Source organism: Lysinibacillus sp. NPDC094403 (genome assembly GCF_050278745.1).
GTDB lineage: Bacteria > Bacillota > Bacilli > Bacillales_A > Planococcaceae > Lysinibacillus.
The window spans coordinates 179,289-200,718 of sequence record NZ_JBNNTL010000007.1 but is presented as its reverse complement, the minus strand read 5'-3'; the positions used below and the strand labels follow the sequence as shown (position 1 = coordinate 200,718).

At 34.1% G+C, this 21,430-nt stretch carries 23 protein-coding genes; 15 read left to right on the top strand and 8 right to left on the bottom strand.

The features are described from left to right. The coding region (locus tag ACQKMV_RS13575) for an IS3 family transposase (protein WP_427504555.1) at positions 1 to 1,037 on the bottom strand (1,037 nt) is incomplete at its 3' end. Positions 1,038 to 1,283: 246 nt separating this feature from the next. Here ACQKMV_RS13575 and ACQKMV_RS13570 point away from each other — a divergent pair. The 9 genes from ACQKMV_RS13570 to ACQKMV_RS13530 all read left to right on the top strand — a co-directional run bounded on the left by ACQKMV_RS13570 (position 1,284) and on the right by ACQKMV_RS13530 (position 8,236). Further along, positions 1,284 to 1,877 carry a TetR/AcrR family transcriptional regulator gene (locus tag ACQKMV_RS13570; protein ID WP_427504552.1) on the top strand — a complete coding sequence of 198 codons (594 nt, stop codon included), beginning with the start codon at positions 1,284 to 1,286 and terminating at the stop codon, positions 1,875 to 1,877. Positions 1,878 to 1,914: 37 nt separating this feature from the next. Next, positions 1,915 to 2,145, top strand: a complete 231-nt coding sequence (locus tag ACQKMV_RS13565; RefSeq protein WP_427504550.1) for a hypothetical protein — start codon at positions 1,915 to 1,917, stop codon at positions 2,143 to 2,145. An 18-nt stretch (positions 2,146 to 2,163) separates the two neighbouring features. Then, entirely contained in the window at positions 2,164 to 2,412 is a 249-nt protein-coding gene (locus ACQKMV_RS13560) for a hypothetical protein (RefSeq protein WP_427504548.1), read from the top strand. A 264-nt stretch (positions 2,413 to 2,676) separates the two neighbouring features. Further along, positions 2,677 to 3,855: a M20 metallopeptidase family protein gene (locus tag ACQKMV_RS13555; RefSeq protein WP_427504545.1), complete on the top strand. Its 1,179-nt coding sequence runs from the start codon at positions 2,677 to 2,679 to the stop codon at positions 3,853 to 3,855. Positions 3,856 to 3,910: 55 nt separating this feature from the next. After that, on the top strand, positions 3,911 to 4,936 hold the full coding sequence (locus ACQKMV_RS13550; RefSeq protein ID WP_427504544.1) for a methionine ABC transporter ATP-binding protein: 1,026 nt from the start codon (positions 3,911 to 3,913) through the stop codon (positions 4,934 to 4,936). Further along, on the top strand, positions 4,933 to 5,586 hold the full coding sequence (locus ACQKMV_RS13545; protein ID WP_427504541.1) for a methionine ABC transporter permease: 654 nt from the start codon (positions 4,933 to 4,935) through the stop codon (positions 5,584 to 5,586). The genes ACQKMV_RS13550 and ACQKMV_RS13545 overlap by 4 nt, the downstream gene beginning before the upstream one ends. 14 nt (positions 5,587 to 5,600) lie before the next feature. Then, the gene (locus ACQKMV_RS13540; protein ID WP_427504539.1) at positions 5,601 to 6,419 is read left to right on the top strand and encodes a MetQ/NlpA family ABC transporter substrate-binding protein; all 819 of its coding nucleotides are present in this window, start codon (positions 5,601 to 5,603) and stop codon (positions 6,417 to 6,419) included. 244 nt (positions 6,420 to 6,663) lie between these two features. After that, on the top strand, positions 6,664 to 7,392 hold the full coding sequence (locus tag ACQKMV_RS13535) for a DUF2087 domain-containing protein (protein ID WP_427504537.1): 729 nt from the start codon (positions 6,664 to 6,666) through the stop codon (positions 7,390 to 7,392). A gap of 121 nt (positions 7,393 to 7,513) precedes the next feature. After that, on the top strand, positions 7,514 to 8,236 hold the full coding sequence (locus ACQKMV_RS13530; RefSeq protein ID WP_427504535.1) for an SDR family NAD(P)-dependent oxidoreductase: 723 nt from the start codon (positions 7,514 to 7,516) through the stop codon (positions 8,234 to 8,236). A 145-nt stretch (positions 8,237 to 8,381) separates the two neighbouring features. On the opposite strand, the gene ACQKMV_RS13525 is transcribed toward ACQKMV_RS13530, so the two are convergent. Next, the gene (locus tag ACQKMV_RS13525; protein ID WP_427504532.1) at positions 8,382 to 9,113 is read right to left on the bottom strand and encodes a MerR family transcriptional regulator; all 732 of its coding nucleotides are present in this window, start codon (positions 9,111 to 9,113) and stop codon (positions 8,382 to 8,384) included. A gap of 545 nt (positions 9,114 to 9,658) precedes the next feature. Here ACQKMV_RS13525 and ACQKMV_RS13520 point away from each other — a divergent pair. Further along, positions 9,659 to 10,753, top strand: coding sequence for a DUF418 domain-containing protein (locus tag ACQKMV_RS13520; RefSeq protein ID WP_427504531.1), 1,095 nt, complete (start codon positions 9,659 to 9,661; stop codon positions 10,751 to 10,753). Between the two features lie 230 nt (positions 10,754 to 10,983). Here ACQKMV_RS13520 and ACQKMV_RS13515 read toward each other — a convergent pair whose 3' ends face one another. Next, positions 10,984 to 11,505, bottom strand: a complete 522-nt coding sequence (locus tag ACQKMV_RS13515) for a GrpB family protein (protein WP_427504529.1) — start codon at positions 11,503 to 11,505, stop codon at positions 10,984 to 10,986. A 208-nt stretch (positions 11,506 to 11,713) separates the two neighbouring features. Continuing rightward, positions 11,714 to 11,998, bottom strand: coding sequence for a hypothetical protein (locus ACQKMV_RS13510; RefSeq protein WP_427504528.1), 285 nt, complete (start codon positions 11,996 to 11,998; stop codon positions 11,714 to 11,716). A 140-nt stretch (positions 11,999 to 12,138) separates the two neighbouring features. On the opposite strand from ACQKMV_RS13510, the gene ACQKMV_RS13505 reads away from it, so the two are divergent. Both ACQKMV_RS13505 and ACQKMV_RS13500 read left to right on the top strand, forming a co-directional pair. Next, entirely contained in the window at positions 12,139 to 12,498 is a 360-nt protein-coding gene (locus tag ACQKMV_RS13505; RefSeq protein ID WP_427504526.1) for a hypothetical protein, read from the top strand. A gap of 316 nt (positions 12,499 to 12,814) precedes the next feature. Continuing rightward, complete coding sequence (locus tag ACQKMV_RS13500; protein WP_427504525.1) at positions 12,815 to 13,975, top strand: acyltransferase family protein; 1,161 nt, start codon at positions 12,815 to 12,817, stop codon at positions 13,973 to 13,975. A 366-nt stretch (positions 13,976 to 14,341) separates the two neighbouring features. Here ACQKMV_RS13500 and ACQKMV_RS13495 read toward each other — a convergent pair whose 3' ends face one another. Then, the gene (locus ACQKMV_RS13495) at positions 14,342 to 15,556 is read right to left on the bottom strand and encodes an MFS transporter (RefSeq protein WP_427504524.1); all 1,215 of its coding nucleotides are present in this window, start codon (positions 15,554 to 15,556) and stop codon (positions 14,342 to 14,344) included. Further along, entirely contained in the window at positions 15,553 to 16,596 is a 1,044-nt protein-coding gene (locus ACQKMV_RS13490; RefSeq protein WP_427504521.1) for an ArsR family transcriptional regulator, read from the bottom strand. The genes ACQKMV_RS13495 and ACQKMV_RS13490 overlap by 4 nt, the downstream gene beginning before the upstream one ends. A gap of 427 nt (positions 16,597 to 17,023) precedes the next feature. Here ACQKMV_RS13490 and ACQKMV_RS13485 point away from each other — a divergent pair, with 427 nt between their 5' ends. Next, positions 17,024 to 17,503 (top strand): VOC family protein, encoded by a 480-nt coding sequence (locus tag ACQKMV_RS13485; RefSeq protein WP_427504520.1) that lies wholly within the window; start codon positions 17,024 to 17,026, stop codon positions 17,501 to 17,503. 281 nt (positions 17,504 to 17,784) lie between these two features. Continuing rightward, positions 17,785 to 18,498 (top strand): UDP-N-acetylmuramyl pentapeptide phosphotransferase, encoded by a 714-nt coding sequence (locus ACQKMV_RS13480; RefSeq protein WP_427504519.1) that lies wholly within the window; start codon positions 17,785 to 17,787, stop codon positions 18,496 to 18,498. Positions 18,499 to 18,626: 128 nt separating this feature from the next. Here the strand turns inward: ACQKMV_RS13480 and ACQKMV_RS13475 are convergent, their stop codons facing one another. Further along, positions 18,627 to 19,079: an Lrp/AsnC family transcriptional regulator gene (locus ACQKMV_RS13475; RefSeq protein ID WP_427504517.1), complete on the bottom strand. Its 453-nt coding sequence runs from the start codon at positions 19,077 to 19,079 to the stop codon at positions 18,627 to 18,629. 153 nt (positions 19,080 to 19,232) lie between these two features. Between ACQKMV_RS13475 and ACQKMV_RS13470 the strand changes: the two genes are divergently transcribed. Next, positions 19,233 to 19,697: a VOC family protein gene (locus tag ACQKMV_RS13470; protein WP_427504515.1), complete on the top strand. Its 465-nt coding sequence runs from the start codon at positions 19,233 to 19,235 to the stop codon at positions 19,695 to 19,697. A 182-nt stretch (positions 19,698 to 19,879) separates the two neighbouring features. Here the strand turns inward: ACQKMV_RS13470 and ACQKMV_RS13465 are convergent, their stop codons facing one another. After that, positions 19,880 to 21,082, bottom strand: coding sequence for a macrolide family glycosyltransferase (locus tag ACQKMV_RS13465; RefSeq protein WP_427504514.1), 1,203 nt, complete (start codon positions 21,080 to 21,082; stop codon positions 19,880 to 19,882). Positions 21,083 to 21,430: the final 348 nt, after the last annotated feature.

The following is a 21,430-nucleotide window of genomic DNA, read 5'->3' as shown; positions in this document are numbered from 1 at the left end:
AAGGCCTCTGGATGAAGCTGAGCGCGCTTATTGCGGATCAGTTTTTCAATCGTTTCCGTAGCTATTTCGAGCGTGATTCGGTCTGAGACATGGTACGCTAAAATTTCGTTCGTCGAGGCATCTTTTATCGTCGACAAATAAGCCATACACTTTCCGTTATATGGCACATAGCTGATGTCCGTTAATAATACTTTCCCAGGGATACCTTGCTTAAATTCACGATTTAATTTATTTGGCACAACACGATGTTCCTTCGTTGCTTTCGCCATTTGTTTATATGGATTCGGTTTACGATGCGGGCAGACAATCCCATACTTGCGCATAATACGCTGGATTTTTTTACGGCTCATCACACATTGAAAATCCTGCTCGAGTGTCATTTTAATCGAACGAGAGCCTTTCTTATAACCACGACGATCAAAGGCTTTTAAAACCAAGTCGCGCGCCTTTAAATCCTTCTGTTCTCTCACTACTCGCGCATCACTCGCCTGTAAATAGCTATAATAGCCTGAGCGAGAAACCTTTAAGAGGTCACAAAAATACGTCACCATCCGTTTAAATGGAAACTGAGTGAGCGTATCTGAAATGAGTTGAAAAACCTTATTTGTGCTTAGTCTTTGGCTGTCGTTTAGCAGCCTCCTTTCTGTCGCTTCGAGCTTTTTTAGTAAATCTACTTGCCCCTCCAATAGTTGAATGCGTGCAGCTTGTCTTTCAATGACTTCTGCCGCTGTTAATTCACGTTTAATCGGTCTACCTGATCCAGATTTGCGTGTATCCGTTAAGCCAATTAAGCCGTTCTTTTCATATGCTTTACGCCAACGAAAAGCTGATTGTTCAATACGTTTGATTCCAATTATCTCTTCATCAAAGCCATATTCCTTAAAAATTTGTCTCGGTGTTTTCCCTGCGAAGTATTCATCAATGAATTGACTTTTAAATGTATCTGTATAGGTAATCGTACGTTCGCTAACCTGTTGTACGTTTGGATTTTTTTGAAGATGTAGTACCTGTTTTGGTGAAAATAAAATTTTACTCATAGTAACCTCTAGTTCGTTCTTTAATCTTGAAAGTCTAGTATATAAAAAATACCTGCAGTTAGCACACTCTTTTTCAAGTGTCCTAACTACAGGTACCATATTAAAACGTTGGCTTTTTATTGTACAGTGAACTCAAAGATTAGAGTGATTTTTCATTTAATCCCTTGTGAAAAATTGGTGTTAATGATAACGTATGAATATAATATATGAATATTCATATAAATAATTCATAAAGGAGGCATTTCTATGGCAAGAGGAAAAAAAGTTTTTTCAGAAGAAGATAAAATTCTGATTAAACGTAAATTGAAAGATGAATGTATGGCATTTTGGATTTCTCCGGGTTATAAAGAAACAAGCATTGGCGCATTGTGTAAGAAAGCAGAAATTTCTACGGGTACTTTTTATAATTTATATTCAAGTAAGGAAGAGCTTTTTTTTGAAGTTCTGTATGACATTCAAGATACGATTTATGAAAATTTCATTGAGCGAATTGAACAATGCCCTGAAAAGTCCGGCTTTGAAACAGCCATAATCCAGCTTTACTATGAATACGAAAGCAAACCATTTCTGTATGACGTGAAAACGACTGATTTCACATCGTTTTATAGTAAACTTTCGGAGGAAATGAAAGAAAAATTAATATTTGATAGTAGTGAACTATTTCGCACAGCAATCAAACGAGCAAATCTTAAATTGAAAGTTCCTGAAAATTTAGCCTTTTCTACCTTCACCGTCCTTCTTTCAAGCATTGCAAGTAAAGAAGGAATTTCAAAGAACTGTGATCATTTTGCCGCATTTCAATTTATGACGAAGCAATTGGTAGCAAGCATCTTTGAGTAGAGGTTTTATTTCAACTATAAAATAGGAGGAGATATCAATGAGTTTATTTTGGAGTATTATAGACTTTCTAAAAGAAACAGCACCCTTCTTTATCACGATTAATATCATTTTAGCAATCTTCCTACTAATCTTCGGGTTAGTTTTAGTATCCAAAAAGAATAGAGAACAGAAGTCGAAAATGATTGGAGGAATGGTTTGTTTATCATTTTCAATGTTGGCTTTTTTGGGTGCTTTGTCCAATGCATTTTTTTCTTTTTTCGTATTCTAAAAATAGGAGGATAAAAAGATGTTAGACAAACTACAAAATATCATGGATGCGGCATGTAAATGGGGAAATAAAAATCTGGGAACCTCTATCCAATTCCCTAAACCAACAAAAAAATCCATGGTATCCAGTGCTTTTTCAAGTGGAATTATAGGTAGTGTAATGACGATCTATGGACTTTTTTTTAAGAATATATGGATTTTGTTATTTGGTGGACTTGGCATAATAAGTAGTGTTCTCATATATCGGCAAAGTGAAAAAAACGATTAAAGAAGTATATAGCCATATAATCTTATTTTAAACCGTCGTAAAAGCCCAATTAACGAAGACTAACAATCATTTTATTCCTATCTAATAGACAGACTTTTTCAGCCATCTGGTTTCGATTTTCAATCGAAGCTAGATGGTTGTTTTATTTTAGAGTAAATACAAAATAAATAAAACATAGTTGACTTATTGGTTTTATATGTTTAAAATCGTATTAATTGTTCTGAATATATCGAATGATTAACTAATTCAAGGAGGGGTTAAGAATTGACTATTGAGACACTTACAAAAGAGTTGGATGGTTTATTTGAAGAGATCGTAGGAAATCGTCGCTTTTTACATCAAAACCCAGAGCTTTCTTTTCAAGAAGAAAAAACATCTCGTTTTATCGCGGATACATTAAAAAGTTATGGAATCTCTGTTCAAGAGGATGTTGGTGATAAAGGTGTAATTGGAATTATTCAGGGAAGCGAACATGGAAAAACGATTGCGTTTCGCGCGGATTTTGATGCATTACCTATCGAGGATCAAAAAGAAGTTACATATAAATCCACAGTGCCTGGCGTTATGCATGCCTGTGGACACGACGGACATACCGCCGCTTTACTTGCGGTGGCAAAAGTTCTTCAAAAACATAGGGATCGTATTCATGGGACAGCTAAATTTATTTTCCAACCAGCGGAAGAAAAGCCACCAGGTGGGGCGAAATTTATGATCGAAGACGGGGTTTTAGATGATGTGGATTATGTATTCGGTGCACATTTAGCGACAGACCTTCCCATTGGCAGGCTGTCAACCGCTTCAGGTGCAATCATGGCCTCAGTTGATGCTTTTACGATTAAAATTTTCGGTAAAGGTGGGCATGGAGCTCGACCTCATGAAACGAAAGACACCATTATTGCGGCAACTCAACTAGTTCAACACTTACAACAAATTGTTAGTCGACGTATTAATCCAACAGAAGCTGCTGTTGTCACAGTAGGAAGTATTCACGCTGGTAATGCCTTTAATGTAATTGCAGATTCAGCTATTTTAGAAGGAACCGTTCGTGCATTAAATAAAGATGTTCGAGCTCAAATAGAAAGGGAAATTCGAGCCATTTTGGAAGGGTTAAAGATTACTAATTATATAGGTTTTGAATTAGATTACCTCCATGGTTATCCAGTACTAGTTAATCCGGTGGAAGAAGCTGCAATTGTGGAGCGTTTCATAAAAGAACAGTTTGGAGAGTGTGCTTTTATGCTGAAAGAGCCAGTGCTAGGAGCAGAAGACTTTGCTTACTATTTACAAGAAATACCCGGTAATTTCTTTTATGTAGGTGCTCAAAATGAGGATCCAAATACACAATATCCTCACCATCACCCAAAATTTGATTTTGATGAACGAGCACTCCTACATTCAGGGGAAATGTTCCTAAAAATTGCTCATCATTTTTTGATCGATTAAAAATTGAAGCCCATATTTTCAGTTTAGTGGCAAATGAATCTGGAGGAATGATACCTTGATTGTCTTTAAACATATCGTAAAAGAATTTTATCAAAAGAAAAAGAAAATAACCGCTTTAAATGATGTTTCTCTAGAAGTTCAGAAAGGCGATATATTCGGGATTATTGGCTATAGTGGAGCAGGTAAAAGTACATTAATTCGGATGGTAAATGGATTAGAAAATCCGACTTCTGGGCAAATCATCGTAGATGGCAAGGATATTCAAAAGTTAAGCTCAAATGAGAAAATTATGAATAAGAAAAAGATTAGTATGATTTTTCAACATTTTAATTTACTTGAGTCAAAAAATGTTTTTGACAATGTCGCATTGCCATTAAAACTACGGAATGAGAGTAAAGAAGAAATCGATAGAAAAGTAAAGGAAATGCTTTCATTTGTTGGCTTAGAAGATAAAGATAAAAACTATCCGAACCAACTTTCTGGAGGTCAGAAACAACGCGTTGGAATTGCGCGTGCACTGGTCACAAATCCTGAAATTTTATTATGTGATGAGGCAACCTCTGCACTTGATCCTAAAACGACGAAATCAATTTTAGAATTGTTAAAGCGAGTCAATGAACAGTTTAATATAACCATTTTATTAATTACACATGAAATGGAAGTTATTCGTGACCTTTGTAATAAAGTAGCTGTGATGGAAGATGGTCAATTAGTTGAGACAGGAAATGTTATTCAAGTGTTCGGTCAGCCTAACCAACAGACTACTAAAGATTTTGTAGAAACGGTTATTCCAAATAAAATTCCAAATGACCTATTGAATTTTTATCAAAAAAACAAACACACGTATACTTTATTACGATTAAAGTTTTTAGGAGAAAATACGGCTAGTTCTTTATTATATCAACTAAATAAACGTTTCAATCATGTAGAAAGCAATATTGTCTTTGCCAATGTTACAGAACTAGAGGGAACTACTTTAGGCATCTTTACTATCGCTTTTTCTGCAAATGAGCCAATCATTCAAGAAATTAAAGCATTTATTAAAGAGTTTAATGTCATTGTAGAGGATGTGAAAATATGAATCGGATTTCCCCGGATATAGTTTGGCAGGCTATGACCGAAACTGTTTATATGGTTTCTGTTTCGCTATTAATTGGAACGTTATTAGGGCTACCACTTGCACTATTTTTAGTGCTTACAAGGCCAAATGGCATTAAAGAAAATAAAATTGTTTATTTCATATTAAATTCAATTATTAATATTATTCGTTCATTACCGTTTATTATTTTGCTCGTAGCGATCGTTCCGTTCACACGCTTAATTGTTGGAAAAACATATGGTACAGAGGCAGCGATCGTTCCGCTCATTATCTATATTGCTCCATTTATAGCACGATTAGTGGAAACATCTCTATTAGAAGTGAATCCAGGAATTATCGAACTAGCAAAATCATTAGGCGCGAAGCCTTTACAAATTGTACGACATTTTTTAATCCCTGAAGCACTTGCTTCTATTATATTAACGCTAACAACCGCAACAATTGGATTGATTGGAGCAACTGCGATGGCTGGTACGGTTGGGGGTGGTGGTATTGGGAATTTAGCCATATCATATGGATATCAACGCTTTAATACATTTGTCATTATTTTAACTGTCGTTATTTTAATTATTATTGTGCAACTTATCCAATCACTCGGCAGTTATTTAGCGAAAAAAATTAGACATCAATAAAGGGGTCTTCATTTATGAAAAAGTATATTTCAGTATTTCTATTATTATCGCTTGCCATTTTATTAGTAGCTTGCGGAAATTCAGACTCAAGCTCATCAGATGACAAGAAAACAATTAAAGTCGGTACGTCACCAGGACCTTATAGTGAATTATTTTTAAAAGCCGTAAAGCCGATTCTTGAAGATAAAGGATATAAAGTAGAAGACACAGAATTTACAGATTTACGACAAGCGGATGTTGCTTTAGCAGATGGTGGTATTGATTTAAACGTGGATCAACATACAGCTTATATGAACAACTTTAATAAGGAAAGTGGTTCATCACTTGTTTCGTTAACAGCTGTCCCAACAGTTCCAGCAGCTTTATTCCCAGGTAAAAAGAAATCATTAGATGACGTGAAAAAAGGCGACGTAATTGGTATTCCACAAGATCCATCTAATGCAGCTCGTGCATATGCAATTTTACAAAAAGCGGGTTGGATAAAAATTAAAGAGGGTATAGATCCAATTCAAGCAACAGCACAAGATATCGTAGAAAATAAATATGAGTTAGAAATTAAAGAAATGGAATCGGCTCAAATTCCACGTACATTAAAAGACTTGGACTATGGTGTAATCCCAGGAAGTATAGTATATTCTTCAGGAATTGATGCGAAAGAAGCAATATTGCAAGAAGATGTTGTGAAAAATTACGAATTAGTAGCAGTAGTAAATGAAAAAAATAAAGATACCGAATGGGCAAAAGCAGTAAAAGACGCCTATAGTTCTCCAGAGTTTAAAAAATACATGGATGAAAATAACAAAGATAACTATTGGTACATCCCTAAAAAATGATTAATCCTAGTGTAATCAGTATTTATTGCTAGAAAATCTCAAGTGCTAAAAGAGTCTGTATAAAAAATTGATATGTCCATTGTTTCTTTTTAGATGATTTATCTAGAGGAATCTGTTTTGATTAATTATTGTCAAAATAGATTCTTCTTTTTGCTTTTAGATAAACGAAATGAGTGTTTGTTTACAAATGGATGGATTTATTATATATTGTTTATTAAATGATGAACGCAAAGGGGTTTTGTTTATGAATATAGGTGATTTGACAATAGAGGAAATATCGAGTGGATATGTAGACGTAGGTGAGAGATATGAGTGTATATTTTGTAAAAAAATATTTGATGCAGAAGAAGTATTCAAAATAGATGATCGTTTTTTTACGGCTAAAAAGGCTATACAACTCCATATCGAGAATGAACATATCTCTGTATTTGAAGCGTTACTTCAATTAAATAAGAAGGATACAGGGCTATCAGATATCCAAACCGAATTGCTTAAGCTATTTGCAACAGGGGCTCCAGATAAGGAAATTGTTAATAGCACTTCTGCAAATAGCATTTCAACAATTCGACAGCATCGATTTAAATTGAAAGAAAAAGAAAAACAAGCAAAAGTTTTTCTTGCAATTATGCAAGCTTTAGAAACAACAAAAGTATACGAACCTATTCATAAGGGGGCAACGCAAGTGGATGAACGTTATGCGATTACAGTAGACGAGAAAGAAAAAGTGCTAGCGACGTATTTTAAAGATGGTTTAGATGGTCCTATTGAAAGTTTTCCAAGTAAGGAAAAACGAAAAATAATTATACTGCAACATATTGTCACGAAGTTTGCGGCAGGGCATAAATATACCGAAAAAGAAATCAATGAAATTTTAAAGCCTATTTTTAGCGATTACGTATCATTAAGAAGATACTTAATTGAATATGGCTTCCTAGATCGAAGTGACGATTGTACAACGTATTGGGTGAAATAAGTTTAAAATGAACAAGCAAAGGAAATGTCGAGCACCTAAATATTTCTATAAATCACATTAGTTGTTACTGATTTTTATATTAACTATACTTACGTTGTAGTTATATAGAAAGGGTGATTGGATGAGTAAAAACTTTATTATATTTGGAGCAAGTCAAGGTTTAGGTGATGCATTTGTAAAGGGGTTACCAACTGAAGGGGATACAGTATGGGTGGTGTCACGTACACGACCAAGTAGTTTAGATATAAATGATGGCGTAAATCGTAAATGGCTGGCGATTGATTTATCTAGTCAACAACATATTCCTGCTTTAAAAGAAGCTTTAAATGGCGTTGCTATTGATGTATTAATTTACAATGTTGGAGTATGGGAAAAGCGTGGTTTTGAAGATGACTATACGTTTGATAAAGATGAAGTTGGGGATATTGCAAACTTAATTAATATTAATTTAACTTCCACAATTACATATATTCAGGCGCTACTACCTAATTTAAGACAGGCGGAAAATGGAAAAATAGTTTTAATAGGATCGACAGCAGGTTTAGATCATACGAATAATGCACAAGTTTCATTTGTTACATCTAAGTTTGGCTTACGAGGCATTACAAATGCTTTGCGAGAGCATGTGAGAAAAGATAAGATCACTGTAACGTGTATTAATCCAGGAGAACTTGCTGCTGAAGTACCTTTTGAAGAAGGGGCAGAAAAAGCAATTAAATTGTATGAAGGTACACGTATTCCGGTACAAGATATTGTAGCCCTTGTCCAATGTGTTATTAATCTATCACCAGTTTCATGCGTGAAGGAAATAAATATTCCTGCCATTACAGACATGAATGTATAATTCAGTATAAAAAACAGCTCACATTTTGAACACTTTTGTTCAAAAATGTGAGCTGCTTAAAATTATTTCAAAGAAATATAATACAATTTAAAAAGTTGTAGCACGAAGTTTTTCTGTTCTGATCGATTCTTGAATGATATGAACTTTAATTTTTATCACTTTTTTCGGGAATTAGAATTTCTAACTCAAGAATATTACTATTAGTAAAAATGCCGCTTGAGAGCTCCATTACATAGATAGGGGCTTTTTTCTTGTCGATAATGGATAATATTTGTTCCTCAAATTCATCATCATTTTCACCAATAATAAATATAGAACTATATTTACCTTCATTCATGATGAAATCAGCTTTATGTTCTGTTTTTATACACATATGATATTCATTTTCTTCAAAAACATAAATAATATCATTATAAAAAAATTGCGTTGATAATTGTAATTTTAAAAAATCTTTGGCTGATAAGGTTTCATTAGTTTTTAAAGTGATTATTTTTTCTAAATGATTTTTAGTTAAGTATTTTGTTGAACTTACTTTTTTGTTTGTAATATTTACATAATGGCTATCAATTGTCTTTTTAATTTTTTGTAGTTTGTTTATTTCGTCTGAAAGTTCTTTTGATTTTTCGCTTAATAAACTCAAATAATCATTTTTTTTATATGTCGTTACAACATCTTTAATTTGTGCGATTGAAAGATTTAAGTCTCTCAACATTAAAATTTGAGCAAGCTGATAAATTTCCTTAAGAGAATATTTTCGATATCTATTATTATCCGTGTAGGATGGAAATAAGAGCCCTTTTTCTTCGTAATATCGTATTTGATGATGACTAATATTAAATATTTTAGCCAATTGATTTATTGTAATTGTTTCATCCATAATATCCCTCTTCTCTAGCATAAATATAAACTCTAGGGCTAGCCTAATGTCAAACAATAAACCTATGATAAAACTTTAAACAGTTATCACTGATAATGAAAGAATGGTTATAAGAAGTTGTAAGTATAAATTCCATGTGATAAAGATAATGGATTTGGGCCATGTGGGTTTTAGCATCATTCTACCAATGAATAATTGGACAAATGAATTGAGAGGTGGACACAAATAAAAGTTGGTTTGACATTAGGTCAACCCTATAGTTTATAGTTAGGATGTATTAAGCAGGGCGCCCCAAAAAGGCATAGGTTTCTGATAAATAAAGGTTTTAGTGGTTTCCTCAATATTTAGGTAGATATAAAAAGTCTGTAATATCTATAAAAGAATGTCCCCATATGACTATTGATCAATAGAATACCATTAACAACTAGCAAATGTTTTTTGTAACGACAGTAACAGAAGCCTCCCACCTCTATAGCTGATGAGATGAATGTGGATATAAGAATATTTAAAGAAGTCATTAATCGTGTACTTAAGGAGGAACATTTATGATCAAACAGGTACAATCTAAGCGTATTGAAGGGTTAGATTTTGCCAGAGCCTTAGCTATGTTTGGAATGTTGATAGTAAACTTTAAAATTATTATGGGAGCGGTAGGGAATGGGCCAGAGTGGCTTATATGGTTTACTGGTCTTTTTGAAGGAAGAGCGTCTGCCACTTTTGTTACGCTGGCAGGTATCGGAGTTGCTTTGATGACAAGAAAAGCTAGAAATGGCGGTGACTTTTCTACTATTAAAGAAAATAAAGTGAAATTATGGAAACGTTCCGCTTTTCTTTGTGTTCTAGGTTTATGTTTATATGTGGCAGATTGGACTGGGGATATTCTCCATTATTATGGAGCTTATATGCTGATTGCATCATTTCTTATCGTAGCTTCTACAAAGTTCATGATCATCATATCTAGTCTTTTTTTAATAACATCGCAAATCCTACAAGTGACAATGAATTATTTGAAAGGATGGCATCCTGAACAGCCATTTATGGAATATCTTGATTTTTGGACAATAGAGGGTTTTATTAGAAATCTGTTGTTTAATGGGTATCATCCAGTATTCCCCTGGATATGTTTCTTTTTGCTTGGAATGATCCTTGGCAGACTTAATTTATCGAAGAAAGTTGTAAGAAACAAAATGTTGTATATTTCTTTATTTTTACTCATAACGATAGAGGTACTTTCAAAAGTATTGATGCGACTATCTCTGTTGGTATTAGATAGTAACAGTGCCGCATTCTTGTTTCAAACTGGACCAATTCCACCAAACATATTTTATATGTTATCAAATTCCGCCTCAGCGATAATTGTCATCGTTGCTTCTATTTATATTGTAGAAAATTTTCCTAGTCATTGGTTGACCAAATCACTTATCCAAACAGGACAGTTAACATTAACTCACTATGTAAGTCATGTATTTATCGGTGTTGGCATATTGGCTTTATTAAATAGAATAGAAAACCAAACGTTAGCATTTTCATTATTATTTTCAATATTGTTTTTTGTAGCGAGTATTTTATTTTCCGTTTTATGGTGCAGAAAATATAAAAGGGGACCTATTGAATGGGCTATGAGAAAAATAACAAATTAACATTTAAGTAGAAGAAATAGTTTTGCTACAAATGAGGATAGTATAAACGAAATAGGTTTTAATAATCATTATTCATAGCCTCCTAAATATTTTTAATTTTTATTTAGGAGGCTATTTTCACTTCTTTGTTCATTTATTACACCCTCGTATATGATATTGTCTGATAAAATTTTTTTGTTACTCAACATTTTATATCCTTATAATATAGTAAAAGAGGGCTTTCAAGGATATTAACGGACAGACCAATGCCATTTAATTGCATCTTTTTCAACACTTTTGACAAAATCGTCTTTCCCGATACAATAGCTTTCAATATCATTTGGATATTGCTTGGCAAGTTGGCTCTTTATTTCTCCATACTGCCTGCAAACCTCGGGATGCTCTCGAAGGTAATCTCTAAATGCTATATGTCTTTCTATTTCTTCAATGTTGTTATATTGAAAAGCGTGAATTTGGTGTGTACGATGATCGCCACCTTTACGGAAATATCTTCTTCCAGTTATCCCGAATTCGCCCTTAACTTCGTATCCAATCTCTTGAAATTGCTTAGAAAATGAATCCAATTTGTGGATATCATTGACTACTAGTAAAATATCAATAATTGGTTTTGCTTTTAGGCCTGGAACTGATGTGCTTCCAATATGAAAACAGTTCACCGATTCTTCTTGAAGGATAGCTTTAATAGAACGTTCCTCTTTCTGGTAGTCGTTGCTCCAATTGTGGTTATGATCTACAACTTTTATAATCCTCATTCAATACACCCCATCCATTGTTTTTATGTTACTTTACAAATTTTACACATTGTTACAAATTATAAAAAATCTAATGCATTGTCAATGATGCTGTTTGAAAACAAGAACATTTTAAATTCCTCTACAAAGCTTTTTTCGCGGTGTTAAAATGAGCGATGAAGAGCTTGATAGCAACTCTTCATCGCTCTAAAGGGAAGGTAAGCAACCATCAATCTTTAATTTGCGTTGCATTAATTAATGCTAAATATTGAGAATCCCCTAAACCGTAATGAGGGAAGAGATGTAGTAGGTTTTGTACGATTTCATTCTGAGATTGATTTTGATGTGTTTGAATATATTTTATAATATCGTTGTCGTTGTTCAATAGTTCTAAATACAATTTGATACCTTGATACATAAACGGCATCAATTCTACATCTGGCATACGGTGGTCTACTAACACTGCTTTATATATTTCATAATAGCTGCCTAATAAAAGATTGTTGTTATTCAACTCCCATGAAAGAACTTAATCATCTTTCATTTTCTGTGGTGAAGTGCTGATTTTTGCACTTCATGGATGGCTAACGGGGCAGAATAGTTTAACAATTTATATGGATTTTTATGGTAAAATATTTAGTGAGGTGGGGGGATTTGTTCAAAGAAGAAAGAAAATTTATAAATAGTTTATCTAAAAGAACTAAATTTGTTTCTTTAGGCGTAATCATAATTCTTTTGAGTATTTTTATTGTGGATTTTTCCTTTAAATTTTTCTTGATATGTTATTTGTTTGGAGTATTTTTAATCTTTATCAGTGATCTCATTGGTATAGAGAAGTTTAATAAAAACGTAATAGGAGAGATAACTTCAAGTTTTGGATTTGTATTGATTATGTTAGGGATATTTGCACCACTGGGAATTAATCCCAACTTTCATTATGGCACGATAATAGGGCCTTTTCTTATGTTAATTGGTACAACACTAAAGAGTCTAGGGAAGAAAAAAGGTTCTTAAACTCCCATGAAAGAACTTAATCATCTTTCATTTTCTGTGGTGAAGTGCTGATTTTTGCACTTCATGGATGGCTAACGGGTAGCTTTACTTCAAGATGGGATTCCACAGAGATCCCATCTTTTTCTTCTTCAACTAACGGGGCAGGTTAGTAGAAGTAGGAATTAACTTATTATCAATATCACAGAAGGTCGATAATGCAAAAAAATGATTGATCAAGAATAGTATATTATTTACCATAAATGTATTTTTTGAGTAACAGTGAAAATACGTTACTATTATTTAAAGTATAACTTTTAATGGGAAAGGAGTTTTAAAGGTGAAAAAAGAGAGTGATCATTTATATTTCATCGATAATATAAAAATAGCATTAATTATGCTTGTAGTAGCTCACCATGCTGGACAAGCCTATGGGCCAGGTGGTTGGTGGTATTTTTTAGATGATGAATCTATCAACTGGTTAGGCCGGTTTTTCTCTGTAAATGCAGCATTTTTTATGAGTATGTTTTTCTTTTTATCAGCCTATTTTCTCCCTCAATCAATCGCGAGAAAAGGGCCGAAACGGTTTTTAAAAGATCGGCTTATTAGAATTGGTATTCCATTACTACTGGGATTTCTCGTGATAATTCCTATTCTGATGTATTTATATTACATTAATTTCAGAGATTATGAACCCATCTCATTTTTTTCTTACTATGTTAATATATTTTTTGGACTTGGTAGTGAACCCACGAATTGGTCTGGACCATCATGGCCTGATATGCAATTTGGCCATTTATGGTTTTTAGAGCATTTACTTGTGTATGCGGTTCTGTTTTCAATCTGGACCTTCTTTACATCCAAGAAATCCACAGAAAAATTAGATGGAAACATTAAGGTTTATCAGATTCTCTCTCTGTGGTTGATCGTTAGCTTAGTGACTTTCATTACAAGGATATGGTTTCCTATTGATCATTGGACAGCTTTCGTAGGATTTATTCAAACAGAATTTGCACATGTACCACAGTATGTGAGTTTCTTTTGTTTAGGCATTATGGCTTATCATCGGAAATGGTTTTTAACTTTGAGTGCGAGAGTAGGATACATCTGGCTTATTATTGGAGTATTAATAGTATCTATTTTGTATTTTGGAGGGAATACGGTAGATCCTTTTCTTTTAAAGGGTGGACAAAACTTTGGTTCGTTGACTCGATCATTAATTGAGACGTTACTGTGTATTTCGCTTGTAATCGGTCTTCTAATATTATTTAGAGAAAAATTTAACGGCACTAATCGTTGGTCTAAAATGTTATCGAACAATGTATTTGTTGTTTATTTCATCCATGTCCCAGTAGTTGTCTTCCTTCAAGATACATTAAATGACCTACCAATATCAGTCTGGATTAAATTCCTTATGACGGCATTTTTAGGAATCATTCTAAGCTTTTTGCTAAGTCATTTTGTATGGCGAAAGATTCCATACCTCAAAAAAATGATGTGAAAGGAAATAATATTTAAATAAATGAAATGTGAAAAATGAAAATGTCAGCATTATTGCTGCCTTTTGTCTTAGTAGGATAATGATGTGTCATAAAAATTATGATACTTGTTCAACGAGGTGCTTTACTTGAAGAACATTGAGTTGCATAGGCAGCTCTTTTTTCTTATTGAACTGGGCAGGTTAGTTGAAGAAGGCTCATTTAATTAATCGAACTTTTTTATAAAAATCTCATATTTAGTTAGAAAGATTAACTCCATTTTGTTCAATCTTTTTTCAAAATGGAGTTTTTGCATTTGCTGATAAATAAAGCTGTTATAAAAGCTGTTATTCTAAAGCTACTATTCTAAAGCTACATTTACTTGTTTTTTATTTTTTATTTGTAAGTAAATCTTTATTTGGTTGGGAAAATGAAGCAAGGAGGTGAAATAATCCAGGTAAAACAATTAACATACCAACAATCGCATATATTTGACGCGTACTTAAATCTAAAAATGTTGAGGAAGCAAACAATATCCCTAATGGCATGGTAACTCGAATGAATAGTAGTCGAACTGCACTTAGTTGGGTTAAACGATCTCTAGGAGCTTCACGCTGAAAAATTGCTGCACTTTGAGCATTGAATAAAGGAAATACCATTCCCCCAAACAATTCACACACCCATGCAATAGGAACTGAATTTACAAAAAACAAGAGTACGAATGAAAGACCTCCTCCTATTAAACCGAGGTACATAGTTTGATAAGTTTTTGGTAACTTCGTAAGTAGTACCATACCTACGGCATAACCGACTGGGAAAGACCCAGAAAAGAGCGCATATTCCCAAGAATGACCATTAAGGTCTCCTCGTATAAAAGGAATACTTAAAACCATCGTTGCTCCAACCGCAAATTGTACCGTGGAAGAAAGAATGGTAAGTCGAAAAAGATTTGGATATTTAAAGAATGTTCGATAGCCTTCCTTCATTTCTGCCCACCAAAATCTCTTTGTCCAAGTTGCCACTTTCTTCTTACTTGATTGAGGGATACGTGAAAGTGCGAGAAAGCTGACGAGGAACATAACAGATGAAAATCCATATATGAAATGTATAGGACTGACCAACAGTAATAATGAAGTTGCTCCAGGAGCGATAAAACTCATAAGTCGAATAGTTCCATCTAGTAATGCATTTGCTTCGACAAGTTCTTTCTCTTTACAAATTTCTGGTAGAAGTGAAAAAGATAGACTTGCATAAATTGGTTGCATCAACCCTAACAAACATTGTAAAATGACTAATCCTAAAATGGTTCCCACGTCTGTACCAATTAAATAACCAACAAGTGGAAGGATGTAGGCTCCAGCACGAACCAACTGTATGTTTTGAAGCATTTTCTCCTTCACAACATGGTTTAGGAAAGGCGCACTAATGCCTTGCAAAATTAAAGAGGGGATAAAATATACAAGCCAAAGTACACCCATCCATTCCCTTGATCCTGTCAATTCATAAAGTAACAATCCATTAATGATTCCTCCAGCTGCTCCACCAAATTCGGATACAATTTCACCTATCCAAAGTGCTTTAAATGACTTAGAGAACTTATTCATTTGTTAACCCCCAGGTACTGAGTGAGTCGTCCAGAAAAAGCGTTAATCTGCGTTAGATTTGCTGAATAGATCCCTTTATCAACACGAATAAACTTTGCTGCTTTCAATATAGAAAGTTGGTGATGTAGTGTTGTTTTAGACGTATTAAACTGCACGCTCAACTCTTGAAGTGATAAAGGTCCCTTTAGAAGCTGATAAAGCAATTTCAATCGAAGTTCATCCCCTAAGGCCTTATGACCACGAATTAACTCATTCGATGGAACACCAGGCTCTATCAAATATTCTTCCTTTAAAGGATAAAAGAAAAGTTTAGTATCAGGTGTGCGTTTTTCTAAGATCCAAGGACGATAAGATACGTGTGGAATTAATTTGACATTCCAGACAGAAGGTTCAGGGAGATACTTTATTCCACCCGTAATTCGCTCGATTTCCTCAATAGGATTTGTTATATCCAATGATTTGTATTGTTTCTGTTCAAAAGCAAGCGCATGAGTCCATTTTTCCCATTCTTCTTGTTGGCTTACCCACCTGTACCACTCAAACAATGTATTGTTGAATAGATCACAAATTTCTTGTTGTGAATAACGACTAAGATTACGCACATACCCACCTAAGTAATCGTGGTCTTCAAAATATGTCGCATACTTCTCAAATAATTCATCTCGATGATGTTCAGTGGCTGTTGCTTTTCTTATAGGCTCTGTATTCCGATCTTTGTACGGCAAAAGTATGTCATAAAAGCAAGCAATTGGAATTTCTGAAAGTTGATTCGAAAAATCTTGAACAGATGATGCAGATAGTTTGTCTTGAAGCATAATCAGCCCATACCATAAATTGGTCTCCTCAATCACCTTCAAATGTTTTAATAATGATGAAGGCATTGAATCTTGCTCTGATATCCACTTTTCATCTAAATCGAATGTATGTCGAAGTTGTCCATGTGTGTACCCTGCAATACCAAGTATCACTTCCCAAACAGGTGAGGATTCTACTTGTAAGGAAATGCTTTCAGCTGGATATGGAGAATAAAGGTGTTTCATAAAAGAGCCTCCTTATTTTGTATTTACTTCATTCTAATATAATGGAATTTTTTATTCAATAAATTTGGAATAAAATTCTACTTGGCCCCTTGTAACTAAATACTTCTTTTTTTATTTATAAAGTATTGAAGCCACAAAAGATGTTTACTGTAATAATCTATCAGTAAACATCTTTTTGTGGCTTCAAAATAATTTGGATATGCTCATGTACTGTAACTCAAGTAATTGGTAATAAAAATTTTATTAAAAGTTAAGGGTTAAAGTAATGCACTTAATATTTAGTTTGAGTATATTTAATAAAAGTATAGTCTTAGATAATTTTTTCCATCTGTTATTCAACTAACGGGGCAGGTTAGTTGAAGAAGACTGTATTCTTCCATAAACTAAATTGGAAATATATTCATGAGTCAACGAAAGGATTGAGAACTTGATAAAAGGATTATATGAAGCGCATTTGCCAGTGAAAAATTTAGAGAATTCATTGGAATTTTATAAGAAATTGGGTTTGAAGATGGCTTGGCGCGATGAGGAAACTGCTTTCTTTTGGATTGAAGAAGGTAAAAGTTGGTTGGGTTTGTGGGAAGGAAATGAGTATCAAACTCCATATCATCCTTCTTTACGACACATTGCTTTTCAAGTTTCATATGAAGATTTAAAAGAGTCTTTAAAATGGCTAGATTCTATTCAAGTTGAAGTCGTGCCATTTGGTGGTAGAAAATCTATTGAGCCATTTATTCGACCACATCAAGGCAATGCTTCCGTTTACTTTGAAGACCCTGATGGTAACAGTTTAGAATTGATGTGTAATGTTGAAGTTCCTGATAATTTAAAACATATTACAGATAAGTTGTCCTTTGAAGATTGGGAGGAATTAGCTACAAGTAAATTTAAAAAAGAGAAGGCATAATTATTTATTTTGCTTAATGAACTAACGGGTGCTTTACTTGAAGATTGAGTTGCATAATGTAGCTCTATTTTTCTTTATTGAACTCCCTATGAAAGAACTTAATCCCATCTTTCATTTTCTGTGGTGAAGAGCTTATTTTCGCGCTACATGGATGGCTAACGGGGCAGTTTAGATCATTAAGCATCACTATTGTATTTAGTTATTTTTCCGTATGTTGTATAATTTTGGGTAGTAATATTTAACTTTTAGTATTTTTAATAAATTATTTCGGGAGGTAAAACTTGTTATATTTAGCTTTACTAATTGGCATCGTTTCAATTGTAATTACAGATAAGCTTACGCAAGCTTTTAAATTATCAAGCAATTGGGGGATGATTGGTCAAATTTGTGCATCACTTGTAATAATAATGGTCGGCAAACTTGAGGTTAGTGATATTAATCTAGGTAATCACTTTGAATTAGGATATTTGACGATTCCGTTTACGTTATTATTTCTTGTAGGTTTTACAAATGTAATGAATATAGAAAAAGCGCATAATCCTTCAATATTGCTGTTGCCATTCGTTTCTTTAGTTTGTTTCTCAATGGCTGCTTTCGTCATAGGCCATTCATTTGTTTTAATAACGGGAATTTGTGCCAGTTTAACGATTATGTTTATTCTGCTATACGGCTATTTTACTGGTAAAGTATTTGTGGGAAGAACGCTTACTACGTCAATAGGTTTCATAATAGCCGTGCTTTCAATATCCCTCATTAAATCATCTATTGTAACAATTTATATTCCGTTATTTACTTTAGCACTACCATTCACTTTATATTATTTAATTCAAGATAAAATTACGAATGTACAATCAATTACAGTTAGCTTTTTAACAGCTATTTTATTTGGTGTATTAATGTTCATAGTTCCTTTTCATATAATGTGGTATCTCGTTGTTGGGTTAACGATTATTTTGGTTATCACGCAATTTTCACGTAAATATCGCTTTATTTAGAAACTAAAGTTCTTTTTAAACTCCCAAGAAAGAACTTAATCCCATCTTTCATTTTCTGTGATGTAGCGCTAGTTTTTGCGCTTCATGGATGGCTAACGGGGCAGTTTAGCATAAGTAGGATTCTTTTGTTATTTTGAGAATGGTGCTTGTAGTAGAATCCGATTCTCAATCAGGTTTTTCAAGCTGATAAGGGACTTGGATGGTCCGAACTTTATAATAGAATCTTGAAATTGACCAGTATCCTCTATGGAAGCAGTCTGAATCTTGATCATATAATTGTATTCACCACTAATTCGAAACATATCGGTTACAACGGGATTTCGTTCGCAAAAATCCACCAGTGCTTGACATTGCTCTGTTTTTATAAGAAAGAATGCCGTGGTCCCTCGGCCTAGCGCCTGATGGCGAAAGGTTGCCGTATAACCCGAGATGATGTCTTTCTCCTCAAGCCTTTTTATTCGTTCCCTTACCGAGGGCTGGGACATGGACACATCTTTACTTATTTGTGAAATGGAGATACGTGCATTCTGCTGAAGAAGACCCAAGATGTGGTAATCAGTTTCATCCATCCAATGTTCCATATATAATTCCTCCTAATACATTTTCGAAAATGAATAAAATTAATTGATTTTCGTTATTTTTGGAAAGTGTAATGCGATAATTTCCTTTTTTATTGTATGTAATTCCTTACAACACTATTCTATACTAAATTCATCAGAAAGGGGAAATGATATTTGAATATCAAAGGTCTTGCTCATATTGCAATTCAGGCAAAAGATTATCCGGCAACAATCCGGTTTTACATTGAAGCATTGGGATTTAAGCGTGGACATCATTGGAGCCTTCCTTCGTTTCAAATCAAGGAAGCTTCGATGCTGATCTCTCCCGACGGCCGAACATGTCTCGAGGTTTTTGATGACGATGCTGTCATTCCAGCACAAGGGAAGAAAGCGCGGTCGGAAGAGGAAGTTGCTTACGGAGCTATGCTTCACCTAGCGTTTTATGTGGAAGATGTCGACAAAGCGTTTCAAACGGCACTTGGCCATGGGGCAAAACCTTATGTGGAAGCAGACAATCTAACTCTCGGAGAGCCTCCTCTTATTATCAGAAACGCTCTAGTCCATAGTCCTAATGGAGAGGTTATCGAATTTATTCAGGATGTGGATTTTGATATAGAGTCCCATAGTTCAGAGAAGTAGTTCAAGATTAAATCTGCCTATTTGTTTTAACAGCAACTTTCTTTGGGAAAACAGCCTAAATTAAATGGCAAGGAACGCTCGTTAGTTGTACAAAAAAAGGTACTGCGAAATGCAGTACCTTTTAGTATGCTAGTTAATTGTCTCTTTAACCTGCGATTTTGCTTGTTACCAATAATGGCAGCTTAAATATCGAAATGACTTTTAAACTTGAAAATCTCATCGACAGCTTTGTGATACCCACCTGATTTTTGGAAGGAGTCTTTAATTTCTGCAACAGCTATATGGAAGGAAGGGGTGTTTAACACACGATCTGCAGCTTCATATAGTTGAGTTGCCGTCAAACTTTCCATTTGTAATTGAATTCCTGCTCCGATGTTGGTAACTTGTTCAGCAATTATTGGCTGATCCGCAATTAGTGGGATTACGATTAGCGGAACTCCGTTATAGAGAGCTTCATTTGTACTGTTCATGCCACCGTGTGTGATAAATAATTTTGTATATTTTAGCAATTCAGTTTGTGGAACATAATTTTTTACAATGAAGTTTTCAGGAATCTCTCCCAATTCATCAAGTTGAGATTGTCCTCCAATAGACATGACAATAGTATGCTCAGTATTCTCGAATGCTTTAAAACACAACTTATAGAAATCAATAGCCCGATTTAAGACAGTTCCGAGTGAAATGTAAATGGGGCTTTTTCCTTTGATTGCAGTAAGGTCGAAGTCTTCTTGCGTTAATCGTGAAGAGATGGATGGACCTACAAATTTATAGGATTGGTCAAATGCTTCTCCAAAAGGCTGAAATTCCCTCGTTGTATAAACGATTGTCAGTGGTGCCGGATTACAGAACACTTCATAAGGTGAACTGATTTCAACGCCATATTTTTCTTTGATTTTTGTTGTCAAGTTTAGAAAATCATCATTGATCCTTGTTAAAACTTCAGTTGGGACATTTTGTGAAAGACGTTCTAATGTTTTATCAAATGATTGTTGAGTCTCAGCAAAAGATGTACATGAACTGATTGCAGGAAGCTTAAGGATTTTGGCAAGTAAATGACCACACCCAAACATAGAATCGTGGATGATGTAATCAAAATGCTCTCCTTCAATCTGTTCAAGAACACTAGGTATGACGATATCTGCAGTAAGTAAAAGTCCGTTGACTCTTTCAAGCAAATGATATCTTCCACCTGAGATAAAGGCTTTTATAAATTTTTGACCATCAAATGTGCGCACAGTAGCTCCTATTTTTTCAATAGGATTTCGAAAAGCTTCTATCGTAAAGTACACAACCTCTTCTCCACGTGAAATTAGTTCTTGCACAACTCCGATCGTTGGATTGATATGTCCTTCTGATCCAGCATTAATAAATAAAACACGTGCCAATTCTACCACTCCTTAGGTAAAGATATTTTTAAGATTATGTAGAGTAATGGATACTGTCACATATCATTGCTTAAATATGTTAAAGCACAGTGAGATCTTTTAGCAAGTTTAAACATGTAAGTTTTTAAGAGTAAATAGCCATTCAGGGGGAAGTAATCAGTTATACAGTAGGTGCAGGATTTTGTTTAGCGGTGCCAAAACTTAATAGGCAATATGTGCGTTTTGGAATCCACAGGCTAAGGATTTAAACGGAAAAATAGCAACGTTTACAAGAGAAGAGGATCTCTGGTCTTTTTAATCAACAAAAAATGGTATTATATGGTGAAAGAGATGAAATAAGATAATATA